The sequence below is a fragment of the Telluria antibiotica genome (assembly GCF_011682055.1).
Lineage (GTDB): Bacteria > Pseudomonadota > Gammaproteobacteria > Burkholderiales > Burkholderiaceae_D > Telluria > Telluria antibiotica.
The window spans coordinates 238,835-253,930 of sequence record NZ_JAAQOM010000005.1; the positions used below are offsets into that span (position 1 = coordinate 238,835).

Genomic DNA, 15,096 nt, shown 5'->3' on the forward strand with positions numbered 1-15,096 from the left:
TGTCTCACAGGAAGGGCCACGTTGGTGCGTCGGCCATTATAAAGCACGCCGGATAGGCTGCTCTCTCAAAGAGGAGCACGCCTGGTAGACGCGCTCCGGTTAAATTTTGGCAGAAAATATCGTTGCCGGACAATAGCTTACGCTACTTCCGCAATCAATTCGATCTCGACGCAGGCGCCCAGCGGCAGCGACGCCACGCCAAAGGCCGAGCGCGCGTGCTTGCCGGCGTCGCCGAACACTTCGCCCAGCAGTTCCGAGCAGCCGTTCGTGACGAGGTGCTGTTCCGTGTAGTCCGGCGTCGACGCGACGAGGCTCATCACCTTGACGATGCGCTTCACGCGGTGCAGGTCGCCGCCGACGGCTGCCTGCAAGGTGCCGATCAGGTCGACCGCAACGGCACGCGCCGCCGCCTTGCCCTGTTCCGTCGTTTTTTCGCGGCCCAGCAGGCCCGCATTCACGGTGCCGTCCGCATTCTTCGAGATATGACCGGACAGGAAGACCAGATTGCCGGTCTGCGCATACATGACGTAGGCGGCGGCTGGCGTGGCTGGCGCGGCGAGGGTGATGTTCAGTGCTTTGAGTTTGTCGTAGACGGACATGAATTCCCCAGGGTTGCGTGAAAAGAAAGCGTTTATTGTACGACGCGGCGGCGGGCATGCCCACTGTCGTGCACGTTGCGCGGTGCGGGTTCATCAGCGCCTGACCTGCATCCGTCGGCCCAGCGCCACGGTCGCGATCACGGCCAGGGCGAAGCCGACGTTGGCCGGGGTCAACGCCTCGCCCAGCAGCACCGCGGCGCCGGCCAGCGACAGGAACGGCTGCAGCAGCTGCACCTGGCCCACGCGTGCCACGCCGCCCAGCGCGAGGCCCCGATACCAGAAAAAGAAGCCGATGAACATCGAGCCGACCGTGATGTAGCCGAACCCGAGCCAGCTGGCCGCGCCGACCGATCCCAGCCGGGCCAGCTGGTCGCCTTCGAGCGCGGCCAGAAGGACGGCGGCCGGGACGGCGGCCAGCACGAGCGCCCAGCAGATCGTTTCCTGGCCGCCCAAGGTGCGCGCGAGGCGGCCGCCTTCCGCATAGCCGGCCGCCGCGGCGACAATGGCGCCGAACATCAGCACGTCGGCCGCCTGCAGCGCGCCGCCGCCCTGGCTCAGCGCGAATACGACGACGAGGCCGGACCCCAGCAGCGCCACGAGCCAGAATCCGTTCGACGGCCGCTCGTAGCCGCGCAGTGCCGCGTACAGCGCGGTCGCCAGCGGCAGCATGCCGGCCAGCACGGCGCCGTGCGACGCGGGCACGGTGCGCATCGCGATCGAGCTCAGCAGCGGAAATCCGAGCACGCACCCGAGCGCCACGATGGTCAGCGGCCACAGCGCGGACCGTCCCGGAAACGCGACGCGGCGCAGGCGCAGCCAGCCCGCCGCCAGCGCGGCGGCGCCCAGCGCGCGGGCCAGCGTGAGGAACAGCGGATCGAGTTCGCGCACGGCGAGCCGCGTGAACGGCAACGTGAGGCTGAAGATGGCGACGCCGGCCAGTCCGAGCAGCATGCCGCGCGTGTCGTCGGATGCCGCCGCGGGGACGTGGGGTGGGGCGAGGGTGGTGGGACGCATGGGTTCTCCTGTTGTCGTTGCAGCAAACCTTGGTCAGGGTTATGCTAGACCGGGCGAGCAGTACAGTCCCGATACACTTGCCGATATCCTTTTGCATACTGTGATGGTGAAATGACCGATACACTCATGCCCGCGCTGCTGTCGCGCGATTCCGGCGAACCGCTGGCCGACCAGATCTTCCGCGCCGTGTCCGCGCGCATCGACGACAAGCAGCTGCGGGTCGGCAGCCGCATGCCGTCGATTCGCCGGTTCGCGTCCGATCACGGCGTGTCGCCGTTCACCGTCGTGGCCAGCTACGACCGGCTCGTCGCCCAGGGCTACCTGGAATCGCGCCGCGGGGCCGGATTCTTCGTGCGCGAGCGCGCACCGCTGAACACGGCGCTGCGCCGCGCGGGCCAGGGCGCCGCCGCCGTCGAAGAGCGCGCACTGGACGTCGTCTGGCTGATCCGCCACATGTTCCGGCAAATGCCCGGCCAGCCGTCGAGCGCGGCGGGCGTGCTGCCGACCGCGTGGCTGGACGGCACGGGCGTGGCCAACGCGCTGCGCGCCGTCAGCCGCCAGAACAGCAGCGTTCTGCTGAACTACGCGACGCCGCAGGGCTATGCCCCGCTGCGCGAGCAATTGCAGCGCAAGCTGGCGGAGCTGGAAATCGCGGCCGCGCCGGACCAGTTCGTGACGACCTTGGGTGTCACGCAAGGCCTCGACCTCGTCGCGCGCGAATTCTGCCGCCCCGGCGACACGGTGTTCGTCGACGACCCGGCGTGGTTCCTGATGTTCGGCTCGTTCGCCGCGATGGGGCTGAAAGTGGTGGGCATCCGGCGCCAGGCCGACGGCCCCGACCTGGCCCAGCTGGAGGCGCTGGCCGCGCTGCACCAGCCGCGCCTGTACATCATTGTGTCGGTACTGCACAACCCGAGCTCGACGTCGCTGTCGGCCGCGAAGGCGTTCCAGATCCTGCGCATCGCGGAGCGCCACGACATCACGCTCGTCGAGGACGACATCTATTGCGACCTGCACCCGGGCGGCGCGCAGCCGGCGACGCGCCTCGCCGCGCTGGACCAGCTGCAGCGCGTGATCTACCTGGGCGGCTTCTCGAAATCGCTGGCGGCGAACCTGCGCGTGGGCTTCATCGCCGCGTCGAGCGAGACCGTGCAGCGCCTGGCCGACCGCAAGATGCTGGCCACGTTGAGCACGAGCGACCTGGGCGAGCGCGTCGTCTACAAGATCCTGTCCGAAGGCGTGTACCGCAAGCACCTGGACCGCATCCGCGCCCGCCTCGACGCCGTGCGCCCGCAGGTGCTGCGCCGCGCGGAGTCGCTCGGCATGACGCTGGAGCCCGCGCCGACGGCCGGCATGTTCGCATGGGCCGATTGCGGCCGCGACACCAACGTGCTGGCCGCGCGCGCGATGGACGAGGGCCTGCTGCTGGCGCCCGGCAGCCTGTTCTCGCCGGACCAGCTGCCGTCCACGAAGCTGCGGCTGAACGTGGCGGCGCTGGAGGATGATGAAGCGTGGCGCGGGCTGGAGCGGGTGCTGGGGTGACGGCTACCGTCAATCCGGCGTGAGCGCCTTCAGGCCGGCAATGCCGCCGAAGACGAGGACCATGCGCAGCACCTTCGCCGGCGACAGCGGTTCGGCGAACACGGCAACGCCGACGAGGCTGACGCCGAGCGCGCCGTCGCCATCAGGCTTTCCTCATCTTCCGCTGGGCGCGCCCGACGGCCGGGCGCTCGCGGATGCCGTCCAGCCACGCCGCCACGCGCGGATAGGCCTGGAGGTCGAGGCCCAGCTCGTCATGGCTGGCGAGCCACGGATAGAACGCGACGTCGGCCATGGTGTACTCGGCGCCGGCGATGTGGGCCGATTCGCCGAGGCGGCGTTCGATCAGGCCATAGATCCGCTTCGTTTCCCGCGTATAGCGCTCCAGCGCCAGCTCGTTCCGTTCCGGTGCGCCATGGCGGAACCACCACAGCTGCCCCAGCATGGGCCCGGCGCTCGCGGCTTGCAGGAACAGCCATTGCAGCACGACGTCGCGCCCGACGGCATCGCCGGGCATCAGCTTGCCGCTGGTGACGCCGAGATGGAACAGGATCGCGCACGATTCGAACAAGCTCGTCCCGGTGCGCGCGTCGACGAGCACGGGAATCTTGTTGTTGGGGCTGATGCGCTGGAATTCCGGCGCGAACTGCTCGCCGGCGCCGAGATCGACGTGGTGCAACTGGTAGTCCACGCCGAGCTCTTCCAGTGCGATGACGATTTTCTTGCCGTTCGGGGTGTCGGCGACGTAGGCGGTGACCATGTTGGCTCCTGTGATGAATGGTGCCGCCAGCGTAACTTGTGCAAAAATGTCTGAACATTCGATTGTTTCGCACAGTGCTTGTCGGTTTTTGCGCATCCATGGACTGGGACGACTATCAATATTTTCTTGCGGTGGCGGGCAGCGGTTCCGTGTCCGCGGCCGCGCGCCGGCTCGGCCAAAGCCATTCGACGGTGCTGCGCCGGCTCGACAAGCTGGAGACGGCACTGGACGTGCGCCTGTTCGAGCGCTTCCAGACGGGCTATGTGCTGACGACCAATGGCGAAGAGCTGAGGGAGTTGTTGGCGCCCATCGACGAAGGCATGCAGGAGATCGAACGGAAGCTCTCCGGGCAGGACGCGGCGCTGCACGGCACGATCCGCGTGACGACCACCGACACGCTGATGGACCTGCTGCTGCCCGCGCTGGCCGACTTCCGCACGACGTACCCCGGCATCCGCTTGCAAGTGACGGTCAATAACAGCTTCTTGAACCTGTCGCGCCGCGATGCCGACGTCGCGGTGCGGCCATCGAACACGCCGCCGGACCACCTGGTGGGACGCAAGCTCGGCGTGCTGCGCACGGCGCCGTATGCGGCCCATGCGTACCTGCGGGGCAGCGCGGCGGACGGATCGCCCGGCCACGACTGGACGCGCTACGACTGGGTGGCGCCGGACGAGAGCCTCGCGCACCTGCGCCAGGCCCGCTGGCTGCGCGAGCACGTGCCGGCGGAGCGCCATGCGGCCAGCGTCGATTCCTTGCTGGGGATGGTCGCGGCCGTCGAGGCGGGCCTGGGCGCCGGCATGCTGCTGTGCCTGCTCGCGGACGCGAAACCCGCGCTCGTGCGCCTGGCCGATCCCGATCCCGCGCTCGACACGGATGTGTGGATCCTGACGCACCCGGACCTGCGACGCGTCAACCGCATCCGCTTGTTCACGGCGTTCCTGTTCGACCGCCTGTCCCGGCACGCCGCATTCACGCCATCGGCTGGCGGATGATCGTCTTCCAGCGGCTGGGGTCGGCACGCCGGATGTCGCTCAAATAAATTTCGTGGTGCTTGCCGGCGAGGGCGCCACGTGCCTCGATGAAGTCGTGGACGCGCTGGATCGTCGGGCCTTCCTCCGTGAACGGCCCCACGTGCAGCGTCTGCGCACATGGGCCCTCCGTGAACGTTTCAAGGCGCAGCAGATCGACCGCGGCCAGACCCTTCCTGCGCTTGACCTCCGCCATCGCCGCATGCAGCACGGCATCGTCCGCGCAGGGTGGCTGGTGGATCATCATCGTCCATTGCCACCTGGTCCTGTCGTTGGCGACGAACGACGCCATGTCGTCCGACCACCACAGGCCCTCGAGCGGCATCACGGCGTAGTCGACGCCGGACGGACTTTTCTTGACCATGAACTTCGCCGCATACGACACGGAAAACAGCGCTTCCACGGCGCGCGCGTAATCCGGCGACATGTTCGGATCGCCGGCGCCGTCGATCATTAAGTAGCGGAACGCGGGGACGTCGACCCGGACCACGTCCCGCGCGGATGGTCGGTAGAGATGTTTGAGCTCTTTCTTGAGATCGATCTTCGGCATGGGTTCCTTCACGTATGTCCTGCGTCCAGCGTCTCCACGATGAGGGCCTCTGCCAGGCCCAGCGCGTGCAGCCGGTTGGCCAGCAGCGTATGCTGGGCGGTGCCTGGCCTCGACCTGGCCGCGGCCCGTTCCGTCTTTGCGATCATCGACGCGAACGCGCGCAGCGCGTGCCGCATCGCTTCCGGTGCGATGCCGCTGCGTGCGTCCGTGTCGGCTGACATCAGCGCGGTCGCGATGCGCAGCGCGTCGAGGTTGTCGCTCAACATCGCGTGTTGCCACGTGCCCGGCGGGAGCTTGTGCAGGGCCTTTTCCGACTTCGCGATCAGCGACGCGATCGGTCCGGCCGCGTCGCGCGGGGCGCTATTGTGTGCGCTCACCGTTCCACGGCGGGCGTGCTCGTGCGCGCCCGTTCCAGCAGCAGCGTACGCTCGCGCTCGTTCTGCGTGAGGCTCGCGGCCCGTTCGAATTCGGCCTTCGCTTCCGCATGCCGGCCCAGTTTCGACAGCAGGTCGCCGCGCACGCTGGGCAGCAGGTGGTAGTTGCGCAGCGCGGGTACGCCCTGCAGCGTGTCGGCGAGGGCCAACCCGGCCGCAGGGCCGTACGCCATGCCCAGTGCGACGGCGCGGTTCAGCTCGATGACGGGTGACGGCAGCAACTGCGCCAACGCGTCGTACAGCGCGGCGATGCGGGCCCAATCCGTCGCCTCCGGCGTGAGCGCACGCGCGTGGCACGCGGCGATGGCGGCTTGCAGCGCATACGGCCCGAGTGCGCCGAGGCGGCCCGCGCGCTCCAGCGCCGCCAGGCCGCGTCCGATCAGCAGGCGGTCCCAGCGGGAGCGGTCCTGGTCCATCAGGAGGATCGGTTCGCCATCCGGCCCCGTGCGGGCGCGCTCGCGCGAGGACTGGATTTCCATCAGCGCGACGAGGCCGTGCGCTTCGCTTTCGTCGGGCATCAGGCCGGCCAGCACGCGACCGAGGCGCAGTGCCTCGCGGCACAGCGTGGGCCGCAGCCATTCGTTGCCGGCACTGGCGGAATAGCCTTCGTTGTAGATCAGGTAGATCACTTGCAGCACGGAGGCCAGGCGCGGTGTCAACGCCTCGCCGCGCGGCACTTCGAACGGCACGCGCGCCTCCGCGAGCGTGCGCTTCGCGCGCACGATGCGCTGCGCGACCGTCGCTTCCGGCACGAGGAACGCGCGCGCGATCTCGCCCGTCGCGAGGCCGCCCAGCAGTTTCAGCGCGAGCGCCGCGCGGGCCTCGGCCGACAGCACGGGGTGGCACGTCACGAAGATCAGGCGCAGCACGTCGTCGTCGATCTCGCCCGCGGCTTCGCCGGCGAGCGCTGCCGTTTCGGCCGGGTCGCGGAAGCTGATGCTGGTGCCCAGCATGTTGTCCATTTCCCAGCTCAGTTCGCCTTCCTTGCTGGCGTGCATGGCGTGATGGCGCAAATGGTCGAGCGCACGCCGCTTCGCCACCTGCATCAGCCAGGCGCCCGGCCGATCGGGCACGCCGTCCGTGGGCCAGCGCTCCAGCGCTTCCAGCAGCGCGTCCTGCGCGAGTTCCTCCGCGCGGCCGAGGTCGCGCAGCATGCGGGTCAGCGCGCCGACGATGCGCGCCGATTCCATGCGCCAGACGGCTTCGACGATGCGGCCCGTGTCGGCGGCGGGTTGCGCGCGCGGGCGTGCGTCCGACGCGCCGTGCGCCGGCGTGCCGTGCGCGTTGCCGCCAAGGTTTCCGCCGTCGCCGTCGGTCTCGTCGCCACCGTGGCGCCAGCCGTCGCCGTCGGTCTCGTCGGCGCCGTGGTTCTCGTCGCCGCCGTCGGTCCCACCGTCGCCGTCGCTTCCGGCGTCGCCGCGGTTTTCGTCGTCACCGCCGCTCCCGCCGTCGTCGTTGCTGTCGTCCAGCGTGAGTTCGTCCGGGTCGTCGATCGAACCGACGAACCCGCTGTCGACCGACGTGCCGGCAGCGGGCCGGCTCCGCCCGGCGTCCTTCATGCGCAAGCTCCGGCGCCGGTTGCCGTCACGGCCGCTCCCACGCCGCTTGCGGCGCCAGTTCGGCGCGCAGCGCGGCGTCGAGCTGTTCGGCGCGCACGCTGGCGTCTTCGCGCAAGCGGGCCGCCGCGCCGGCCGGCATCGCCGCCGCGCCCAGTGGCGCGATCAGGGCGACGCGCCGGACCTCGACCTCGACCTCGGGCCCGGTCGGATACGGCAGCGTGCGCGCCCAGTCGAGCGCCGCCTCGATCGACGATGCCCTGGTCATCCAGAACCCGGCGATCAATTCCTTCGCTTCCGCGAACGGGCCATCGAACACGCTGGCGCCGCCATGTGTCACGCGCACGCGGGCGCCGCGCGCCGTGGATTTGAGGCCATCGCCGGCCAGCAGCGTGCCGGCCGCCGCGTGGATGGCGTTGAAGGCGTTCAGCCGGTCGAGTTTTTCCTGCAGCGGAATGGCGTCGCGCTCGGTGCCGGCGTCGGAGCGCAGCAGGATCGCGTAGCACGCATCGTCACCCGCGGCACTGGGCGGGATGCCGGCGCAACCGCCCGGGCAGCCCGTCTCGCGCAGTTCGAGCGTGACGGTGCCGGCTGCGGGCGCGAGGCCCTGGTCTTGCAGCCATGCCAGCGCAGCGGCGCGCGACGGGGCCTCGAACACGGCGAAGCCAGCCGGCAGGCGTTCCGCGGCCGGGAACGGCCCGGACGTCACGGCTTCGCCGCCGGGCCACAGCTTCAGGCGCAATGCCTCGGCATCGGGGGCGAAGGCGAGTGCCAGTGCCGGTGCGCGCGGGACGCCTTCGATGGCAGAGCCCACCGGCGCTGCGCCCGGGTTTGCGCCCGGCAGCCGGCGCAGCAGGTCGTCCAGGACGGCTTGCGGGTCGGCGGCGGCCGTGCGGGTGTCGTTGTCGGTGCGGATGAGCATGAACTGCATGGCCGTCTCCTTCAGCGGGTGGCGAGTTGTTCGCGCATGCGGTCTTCCTGCGCGCGCACGTCGGGTGGCAGGTCGGTGCCGAAGTCGTCGGGGCCGAACAGCTGGCGGATCTCGATCTCGCTGGCGACGCCCTCGTGCGGATTCGGGCAGCGCTTGAACCACTCGATCGCTTCCTCCTTCGAGCCGACTTCGATCATCCAGAATCCGGCGACGAGTTCCTTCGTCTCCGTGAACGGCCCGTCGATGACGGTGCGTTGCGCGCCGTCGAACCGGATGCGGGCGCCCTTGCTGCTGGGCTGCAGGCCTTCGGCCGCCAGCAGGATGCCGGCCTTGACGAGTTCCTCGTTGAAGTTGCCCATGTCGACGAACAGTTTTTCGCTCGGCGCGATGCCCGCTTCGGAGGCCGGTGTGGCCTTGACGATGACCATGAATTTCATGGCTGTGCTCCCGCGCAGTTCTCGCTCATCGACTTTTCCATTTCTGCACGCATCTGCTCGGGCGTCATGTCGCGCTTGTGCGTGGCGATCGACCAGCGGTGGCCGAACGGGTCTTCGAGCTGGCCGTAGCGGTCGCCCCAGAACATGTCGGACACGGGCATGATCGGCTTCGCGCCCGCTTCGACGGCGCGCGCGAAGGCCGTGTCGACGTCCTCGACGTACAGGTGGAGGTAGACGGGCGTGTTCTTCAGCGCGGCCGGGCCGACGCTGCCGAAGTCGGGAAAGTCGTCCGCGAGCATGAACACGGAGTCGCCGATGCGCATCTGCGCGTGCATGAGCTTGCCGTTGGGGCCGGGCATGCGGCTCGTCTCGACGGCGCCGAAGGCCTTCGTGTAGAACGTCAGCGCCTCGGCCGCGCGGCTGCAGATGAGGTGCGGGGTGAGCGTGTGGAAGCCTTCGGGGATGGGACGCACTTGCTGGGTCATGATGATCTCCTGTTCGGTGAATGGATCGGTGCTGCTGTCCTTACGACGATCGGGCTTCCATGGTTTCGACACGCCCGCATAAAAAAATTTCGGCGGATCGACACGTTATGCCGACTCGGTCAAAAAGTCGAGAATCTTAGTATATGCATAAGAAAATGTGGCGAGGAAAAAATTAGCCCTTGAAATCCGTGTTGGCATCCCTATATCGGACCGGTCTGTCCAACCCCTGTTAGTAACGAGGATATAAGAGATGGCTGTCGCCGAAAAAGAAACCCTTGGGTTCCAAGCAGAAGTCAAACAGCTGCTGCAACTGATGATCCACTCCTTGTACTCGAACAAGGAGATTTTCCTCCGAGAACTGATTTCCAATGCGTCCGACGCGGCCGACAAGCTGCGCTTCGAGGCCATCAACAACGACAGCCTGTACGGCAACGACCATGAACTGAAGATCAAGGTCCTGTTCGACAAGGCCGCGCGCACCGTCACCATTTCCGACAACGGTATCGGCATGAGCCGCGACGAAGTGATCTCGCACCTGGGCACCATCGCCAAGTCGGGCACGAAGGAATTCTTCAGCAAGCTGTCGGGCGACCAGCAGGCCGACGCCGCGCTGATCGGCCAGTTCGGCGTGGGCTTCTACTCGGCCTTCATCGTGGCCGACCGCGTCACCGTCGAGACCCGCCGCGCGGGCGCCGACGCGGCCGACGGCGTTCGCTGGGAATCGGCGGGCGAGGGCGATTACACGGTCGAGCAGATCGAGAAGACGAACCGCGGCACCGACATCATCCTGCACCTGCGCGAAGGCGAGGACGAGCTGCTGTCGTCGTGGAAGCTGAAATCCATCATCCGCAAGTACTCCGACCACATCTCGCTGCCGATCGTGATGCACAAGGAAGAGTGGGACGAGGAGAAGAAGGAAACCGTTGTCAAGGATGAATTCGAGACCGTGAACCAGGCGTCCGCGCTGTGGGCACGCAGCAAGTCCGACATCACGCAGGAACAGTACGAAGAGTTCTACAAGCACGTCTCGCACGACTTCCAGCCGCCGCTCGCGTACACGCATAACCGCGTCGAGGGCCGCAGCGAATACACGCAGTTGCTGTACGTGCCGGGCCACGCCCCGTTCGACCTGTGGGACCGCAACAAGCGCGGCGGCATCAAGCTGTACGTGAAGCGCGTCTTCATCATGGACGACGCCGAGCAGCTGATGCCCGTCTACCTGCGCTTCGTGAAGGGCGTGATCGACTCCAACGACCTGCCGCTGAACGTGTCGCGCGAGATCCTGCAGGAGTCGCGCGACGTGCGCGTGATCCGCGAAGGTTCGACCAAGCGCGTTCTGGGCATGCTCGAGGAAATGGCCAACAGCGACGAGCAGGAAGGCAAGGACAAGTACGCGACCTTCTGGAAGGAATTCGGCCAGGTGCTGAAGGAGGGCATCGGCGAGGACACCACCAACAAGGACCGCATCGCCAAGCTGCTGCGCTTCGCGTCGACGCACACGGATTCGTCGGACCAGACGGTGTCCTTCGCCGACTACATCGGCCGCATGAAGGAAGGCCAGGAAAAGATCTATTACGTCACGGCGGACAATTACACCGCGGCGAAGAATAGCCCGCACCTTGAGATTTTCCGCAAGAAGGGCGTCGAAGTGCTGCTGCTGACGGACCGCGTCGACGAGTGGATGCTGTCGTTCCTGAACGATTTCGACGGCAAGGAACTGGTGTCCGTCGCGAAGGGCGGCCTGGACCTGGGCAAGCTCGAGGACGAGGCCGAGAAGAAGGAACACGAGGAGACGGAATCGCAGTACAAGGATCTCGTCGAGAAGATGAAGGGCGCGCTTGCCGACAAGGCCAAGGACGTGCGCGTGACGTTCCGCCTGACCGATTCGCCGGCCTGCCTCGTGGCGGACGAGCACGAACTGTCCGCGAACCTCGTGCGCATGCTGAAGGCGGCCGGCCAGAACGCGCCGGAGTCGAAGCCCATCCTCGAGATCAACCCGAACCACCCGCTCGTCACGCGCCTGAAATACGAGGACGCGGCGAGCCCGCGCTTCGCCGACTGGTCGCACATCCTGTTCGACCAGGCCATGCTGGCCGAGGGCGGCAGCCTGAGCGATCCGGCCGCGTTCGTGAAGCGGTTGAACGAGATGCTGCTGGCGACCAGCGCCAAATAAGCGCCGGCGACGTCGCTACAGGGAGGCCGGGTTCGCCCGGCCTTTTTTGTCGGCTTTCGCGTCGTCCTTGGTCTCGCCTGGCGGTTCCTTTGCCCAGCGCTGGCAGGATTCCAGGCTGCGCTCAGGGTTCGGGCCCCACAGCGACGCATCGATCTTCTTGCCGATCTGTGCCAGCACGGCCACCAGCGTGGGCCGGTCCTTGGCCAGGCACGCCATGTACGCGTAGCGGTTGAGTCGTCCGGGACTGGGGAAGCGGGCCAGCATGTCTTCGTAGCTCTTTTTCATCGTCGGCCAGTCGGCCAGGCTGTTCTCGAACAGAGCGTGACCGTACTCCCTTTCGGCCGCAAGTGCGTACAGCCGTCCATACATCCCTGTGCCGTAGTCGGCCTGCGTCTGCTTCGTGACTTCGCGAATGTACTGGTCCAGAATTTTCGCATCGCCTTGCCATTTCGGTAGGAGCGGAATGAGCATGTCGAAATACAGCATGACGTCGTTTGGATTGCGCTTTAGTCCTTCCTGCTGGATTGTCCTGAGTGTTCCGATATCCCATCCGAGACCGTTACCGATGTCCAACAACAGGTCGTGGGCGGAAGAGTCCGCTAAAGCGACGTCGGCATGGTCCTGCAAGTACTTGGCGGCGCGCTGCAGGTACTTGCGAAAGTCTGCCCAGGCTTCGGGCGGAACGTCCTTGGCGTAGCCGCCGCCGCGATAGGACCAGGCGTGGGCCTCCAGGACCTGAGCATGCAGAATGTGGGCCAGCGACGACTTCGGGTGCTCGGTCGCCCATTGCAAGGTCAACGCCTCCATCTCGCGCAGGTATGGCTCTCGGTGATCGCCCCGATTCTTAATCACCGCATTCAAGCCGAGCCTGAAATACTCGAGCTCGATCCCGCCGTCGGCCTCGATATGTTTGCCGTGCTTGAGATGCTCGTTTTCTTTGTCCAGTGCCGCGAAATCGCCTTTCGAAAAAGCGTCGATGGTCTCGGTCGTCAGCGCCGCCGTTTCCGCGCGGGCCAAGACCGGCATGGCCGCGCAGACGGCCAGCGCCCAGATCGTCAGGCGGCGCAGCAGCGGACGACGGGAACGTGGAATCGGCGTCATTGCTTGGTTCCTTTCGACGCCTTGGCGTCTGTATCGTCATCCAGATTCCACACCATCTGGAACTTGAACGGTGCATCACCCGACGGCTTGTGGTAGTGGCGGTCTTCTTGCATCGCATACTTGACGATCGCGTCATCGAAGGCGTTTTCGAACGCGACCGGCCGCACACCGCGGATGCCCGGCACCTGGATTTTCCGGCCGATGACGGACGCCTGCAGAGGGTTGCCGTCGCGATCCAGTTGCACGCTGACCGTCGTGACGCCGGTCACGGCGAAAAACTTCGCAACGCTCGGATACGGCGGCGGGCCCGCAACGTCTTTGCCGGTTGCGGCGCCCGACTTGTCGAACGTGCTGCCGTAGCGGGCGACTGCGGTCAGCATCGTGCCGTACCGGAAGGCATTCAGCACCGCGGCTGGCGCAATACCTTGGCGCAGGCTTTCCCGCACCCACCAATGTTGTAGGACGCAACGTTCACCGGGCTGCAAAGCGGCGTAGTCGGCGCCCTTGCCCATCACGTCGGACGCCAGCCCGGGTGGCAGCGCCAGCCTGGGATGGTCGCCCGCGGGTGGGCCGCGCCGGAGCAACGCATATGCCGCCTCCTGGGGCAGCGGATCCGGCCACGGCGCCAGATTCGCGCGCGCCTGTCCCCAATGCGTCAACAGCTGGCGTTCGCTGGCCAACATCGCCTCGCGCTCCCCGGCCGGCAGCGCCTGGATGCGGAGGATGCGTACCGTGAAATCCGCAGCGAGAGAATCGGGGATGCCGTAGCACGCATCGGGGCCATTGCGTAGCGCGGTCAGGGTCGCGGTCTCGTAATGGGCGTCGCCAGGTTCGAGCTGCCACAACGCCAGCTCATTGAGCAGCCGGGCGAGGAGGGCGCTGGAAGCCTCGCGGAACGACGGCGCCTTGCCGGCGAGCGATTCGAGGGCGGCCTCCTCGCTCAGCCAGACAGGAAGCAGCTTGTCGAAGCGCGCCACATGCTCTTCGGCGATCTTCTCGGCCGCGGCGCGTAATGCGGGGTCCAGCGGGAGATCCTTGTCGAGCGTGAAGATGCGGACGACTTCGTGACGCAGGCCTTGTGTTATCAGCGTCCGCATGTCGTCGGAGAATTCGGGTGCGGTGGCCGCTTGTGCGCACCCAAGGGTGCAAGCCAACGCCACCGCGAGGAGGGCCTTGCTCGTCGAGGCGAATGACATCGGGAGCGGGCAAATCCTGAAAAAGATGTTCACGTCAGGGAATGTGTGTGTGGATTATCAGAACTGCACAGGATAGCGCAGCCGTGGCGGCACAAAATACGCACTTTCTCACGGCAAAAATTTGCAACTAACCGACGTAGCGCGCAGGGAAAAACGATACCCCGGCACTCAGGCTTTCTGCCCTAGACCGCGCGCCCCCAGCGCAAACGCCGCATCGAACGTGCGCCGCAACCCCCGCTGCAACACCTCCGTCAACGGATTCAACGCCAGCGCGACGACCGCAATGGCAACGGCAATGGCGACGATCTGATACGCCGCCCCGCGCTCGACCGCCAACACCGCCTCCCACAAGCCGATCACAATGCCATGCGACAGATACAGCGTGAACGTGTGACCCGCCAGGAACCGGATGGGACGCGCAACACGCAGCAGGCTGTCGAACCCGGCCTGGCGCGCGCACGCGAAATTCAGCAGCACGAGCAGCATGACGGCGTAATCGGCCAGCACGCGGTCCGCGCTGCCCATGCGGATACCGGCGAACGGCCACAGGCCTTGCGCGACGCCGCGCAGGTAAGGCTCCGGATCTTGCCAGCCCCACAGGGCAATGAGGATGACGCTCAGCAGCCAGCCCGCGCGCGCGACGCCGGGGCCGAAGGTCAACCGGTTGTGCAGGCGGTACAGCGCGACGCCGGACAGCCACACGGGCAGCAGGAGCCACAGGCGCGGCCCGACGAAGGCCAGCACGACGGCCGTGGCGATCCAGCGGCGCCGCCCGGAGAGGTAGTGAAAGACGCCGAACAGCACGTAATACCACGCCTCGTAATCGAGCGACCAGTACGGGATCAGCCAGGGCGGACGCTCGACGAAATGCCAGACGTCGCCCAGGAATGCGAGGTGGAAGGGCACGTACAGCCACGGACGGCGCAGTTCATAACCGTCTTCGACCGGCAGATGCAGCACGTCGCGCACGAACGTCGCAAGCACGAACGACAGCGCCAGCACGGGCAACACGACGGAGAACAGGCGCGCCGCCCGCGCCACGGCGTAGCTGCGTGCAGTGACGTTCTTGTGTTCCGCGCTGTAGGCGATCACGAAGCCGGACAGCACGAAGAATGCGATCACGGCCTCGCGGCCGAAGTCGGGGATGGCCGCGATCTGCGCGTCGTCGAAGATGTGGAAAAAGCCGAAGTGCGCCATGACGACGGCCAGCGCCGCGCACCCGCGCGCGCAGTCGAGGTAGAGGGAGAAGCGCGCGTCGAGCGCACCGGCCCGCGCTGGCGTCATGGTGCC

The 15,096-nt window shown here is 66.9% G+C and carries 15 protein-coding genes; 3 read left to right on the plus strand and 12 right to left on the minus strand.

Annotated features, from left to right (window positions below; all coding sequences use genetic code 11):
- Positions 1–137: 137 nt before the first annotated feature.
- Together HAV22_RS10530 and HAV22_RS10535 are read right to left on the minus strand one after the other, a co-directional pair.
- Complete coding sequence (locus HAV22_RS10530; RefSeq protein WP_166859038.1) at positions 138–599, minus strand: RidA family protein; 462 nt, start codon at positions 597–599, stop codon at positions 138–140.
- A gap of 93 nt (positions 600–692) precedes the next feature.
- The gene (locus HAV22_RS10535) at positions 693–1,613 is read right to left on the minus strand and encodes a DMT family transporter (RefSeq protein ID WP_229421177.1); all 921 of its coding nucleotides are present in this window, start codon (positions 1,611–1,613) and stop codon (positions 693–695) included.
- Positions 1,614–1,724: 111 nt separating this feature from the next.
- Here HAV22_RS10535 and HAV22_RS10540 point away from each other — a divergent pair, with 111 nt between their 5' ends.
- On the plus strand, positions 1,725–3,155 hold the full coding sequence (locus tag HAV22_RS10540; protein ID WP_166859039.1) for an aminotransferase-like domain-containing protein: 1,431 nt from the start codon (positions 1,725–1,727) through the stop codon (positions 3,153–3,155).
- A gap of 142 nt (positions 3,156–3,297) precedes the next feature.
- Here the strand turns inward: HAV22_RS10540 and HAV22_RS10545 are convergent, their stop codons facing one another.
- Entirely contained in the window at positions 3,298–3,912 is a 615-nt protein-coding gene (locus tag HAV22_RS10545) for a glutathione S-transferase family protein (RefSeq protein ID WP_166859040.1), read from the minus strand.
- A gap of 98 nt (positions 3,913–4,010) precedes the next feature.
- On the opposite strand from HAV22_RS10545, the gene HAV22_RS10550 reads away from it, so the two are divergent.
- Positions 4,011–4,907, plus strand: a complete 897-nt coding sequence (locus HAV22_RS10550; RefSeq protein ID WP_166859041.1) for a LysR family transcriptional regulator — start codon at positions 4,011–4,013, stop codon at positions 4,905–4,907.
- Here HAV22_RS10550 and HAV22_RS10555 read toward each other — a convergent pair.
- The 6 genes from HAV22_RS10555 to HAV22_RS10580 all read right to left on the minus strand — a co-directional run bounded on the left by HAV22_RS10555 (position 4,885) and on the right by HAV22_RS10580 (position 9,336).
- On the minus strand, positions 4,885–5,493 hold the full coding sequence (locus tag HAV22_RS10555) for a GyrI-like domain-containing protein (protein ID WP_166859042.1): 609 nt from the start codon (positions 5,491–5,493) through the stop codon (positions 4,885–4,887). The two genes, HAV22_RS10550 and HAV22_RS10555, sit on opposite strands and share 23 nt — an antisense overlap.
- 8 nt (positions 5,494–5,501) lie before the next feature.
- Positions 5,502–5,870 carry a hypothetical protein gene (locus tag HAV22_RS10560; RefSeq protein WP_166859043.1) on the minus strand — a complete coding sequence of 123 codons (369 nt, stop codon included), beginning with the start codon at positions 5,868–5,870 and terminating at the stop codon, positions 5,502–5,504.
- The gene (locus tag HAV22_RS10565; protein ID WP_166859137.1) at positions 5,867–7,117 is read right to left on the minus strand and encodes an RNA polymerase sigma factor; all 1,251 of its coding nucleotides are present in this window, start codon (positions 7,115–7,117) and stop codon (positions 5,867–5,869) included. Before HAV22_RS10565 ends, HAV22_RS10560 begins: the two co-directional genes overlap by 4 nt.
- 394 nt (positions 7,118–7,511) lie before the next feature.
- Positions 7,512–8,414 carry a YciI family protein gene (locus HAV22_RS10570; RefSeq protein ID WP_166859044.1) on the minus strand — a complete coding sequence of 301 codons (903 nt, stop codon included), beginning with the start codon at positions 8,412–8,414 and terminating at the stop codon, positions 7,512–7,514.
- 11 nt (positions 8,415–8,425) lie between these two features.
- Entirely contained in the window at positions 8,426–8,851 is a 426-nt protein-coding gene (locus tag HAV22_RS10575) for a YciI family protein (RefSeq protein WP_166859045.1), read from the minus strand.
- Positions 8,848–9,336 carry a VOC family protein gene (locus HAV22_RS10580; protein ID WP_208296137.1) on the minus strand — a complete coding sequence of 163 codons (489 nt, stop codon included), beginning with the start codon at positions 9,334–9,336 and terminating at the stop codon, positions 8,848–8,850. Before HAV22_RS10580 ends, HAV22_RS10575 begins: the two co-directional genes overlap by 4 nt.
- Before the next feature lie 250 nt (positions 9,337–9,586).
- Between HAV22_RS10580 and htpG the strand changes: the two genes are divergently transcribed.
- On the plus strand, positions 9,587–11,509 hold the full coding sequence (gene htpG / locus HAV22_RS10585) for a molecular chaperone HtpG (protein ID WP_166859046.1): 1,923 nt from the start codon (positions 9,587–9,589) through the stop codon (positions 11,507–11,509).
- 15 nt (positions 11,510–11,524) lie between these two features.
- Here the strand turns inward: htpG and HAV22_RS10590 are convergent, their stop codons facing one another.
- The 3 genes from HAV22_RS10590 to HAV22_RS10600 all read right to left on the minus strand — a co-directional run bounded on the left by HAV22_RS10590 (position 11,525) and on the right by HAV22_RS10600 (position 15,090).
- Entirely contained in the window at positions 11,525–12,610 is a 1,086-nt protein-coding gene (locus HAV22_RS10590) for a DUF4034 domain-containing protein (RefSeq protein ID WP_229421178.1), read from the minus strand.
- Positions 12,607–13,839, minus strand: a complete 1,233-nt coding sequence (locus tag HAV22_RS10595) for an energy transducer TonB (RefSeq protein WP_166859047.1) — start codon at positions 13,837–13,839, stop codon at positions 12,607–12,609. Before HAV22_RS10595 ends, HAV22_RS10590 begins: the two co-directional genes overlap by 4 nt.
- A gap of 135 nt (positions 13,840–13,974) precedes the next feature.
- On the minus strand, positions 13,975–15,090 hold the full coding sequence (locus HAV22_RS10600; RefSeq protein ID WP_166859048.1) for an acyltransferase family protein: 1,116 nt from the start codon (positions 15,088–15,090) through the stop codon (positions 13,975–13,977).
- Positions 15,091–15,096: the final 6 nt, after the last annotated feature.

Coding starts and splice junctions, on each gene's coding strand:
- HAV22_RS10530 (WP_166859038.1), bottom strand. CDS start 599: ATGTCCGTCTACGACAAACTCAAAGCACTGAACATCACCCTCGCCGCG.
- HAV22_RS10535 (WP_229421177.1), bottom strand. CDS start 1,613: ATGCGTCCCACCACCCTCGCCCCACCCCACGTCCCCGCGGCGGCATCC.
- HAV22_RS10540 (WP_166859039.1), top strand. CDS start 1,725: ATGACCGATACACTCATGCCCGCGCTGCTGTCGCGCGATTCCGGCGAA.
- HAV22_RS10545 (WP_166859040.1), bottom strand. CDS start 3,912: ATGGTCACCGCCTACGTCGCCGACACCCCGAACGGCAAGAAAATCGTC.
- HAV22_RS10550 (WP_166859041.1), top strand. CDS start 4,011: ATGGACTGGGACGACTATCAATATTTTCTTGCGGTGGCGGGCAGCGGT.
- HAV22_RS10555 (WP_166859042.1), bottom strand. CDS start 5,493: ATGCCGAAGATCGATCTCAAGAAAGAGCTCAAACATCTCTACCGACCA.
- HAV22_RS10565 (WP_166859137.1), bottom strand. CDS start 7,117: ATGGAATCGGCGCGCATCGTCGGCGCGCTGACCCGCATGCTGCGCGAC.
- HAV22_RS10570 (WP_166859044.1), bottom strand. CDS start 8,414: ATGCAGTTCATGCTCATCCGCACCGACAACGACACCCGCACGGCCGCC.
- HAV22_RS10575 (WP_166859045.1), bottom strand. CDS start 8,851: ATGAAATTCATGGTCATCGTCAAGGCCACACCGGCCTCCGAAGCGGGC.
- HAV22_RS10580 (WP_208296137.1), bottom strand. CDS start 9,336: ATGACCCAGCAAGTGCGTCCCATCCCCGAAGGCTTCCACACGCTCACC.
- htpG (WP_166859046.1), top strand. CDS start 9,587: ATGGCTGTCGCCGAAAAAGAAACCCTTGGGTTCCAAGCAGAAGTCAAA.
- HAV22_RS10590 (WP_229421178.1), bottom strand. CDS start 12,610: ATGACGCCGATTCCACGTTCCCGTCGTCCGCTGCTGCGCCGCCTGACG.
- HAV22_RS10600 (WP_166859048.1), bottom strand. CDS start 15,090: ATGACGCCAGCGCGGGCCGGTGCGCTCGACGCGCGCTTCTCCCTCTAC.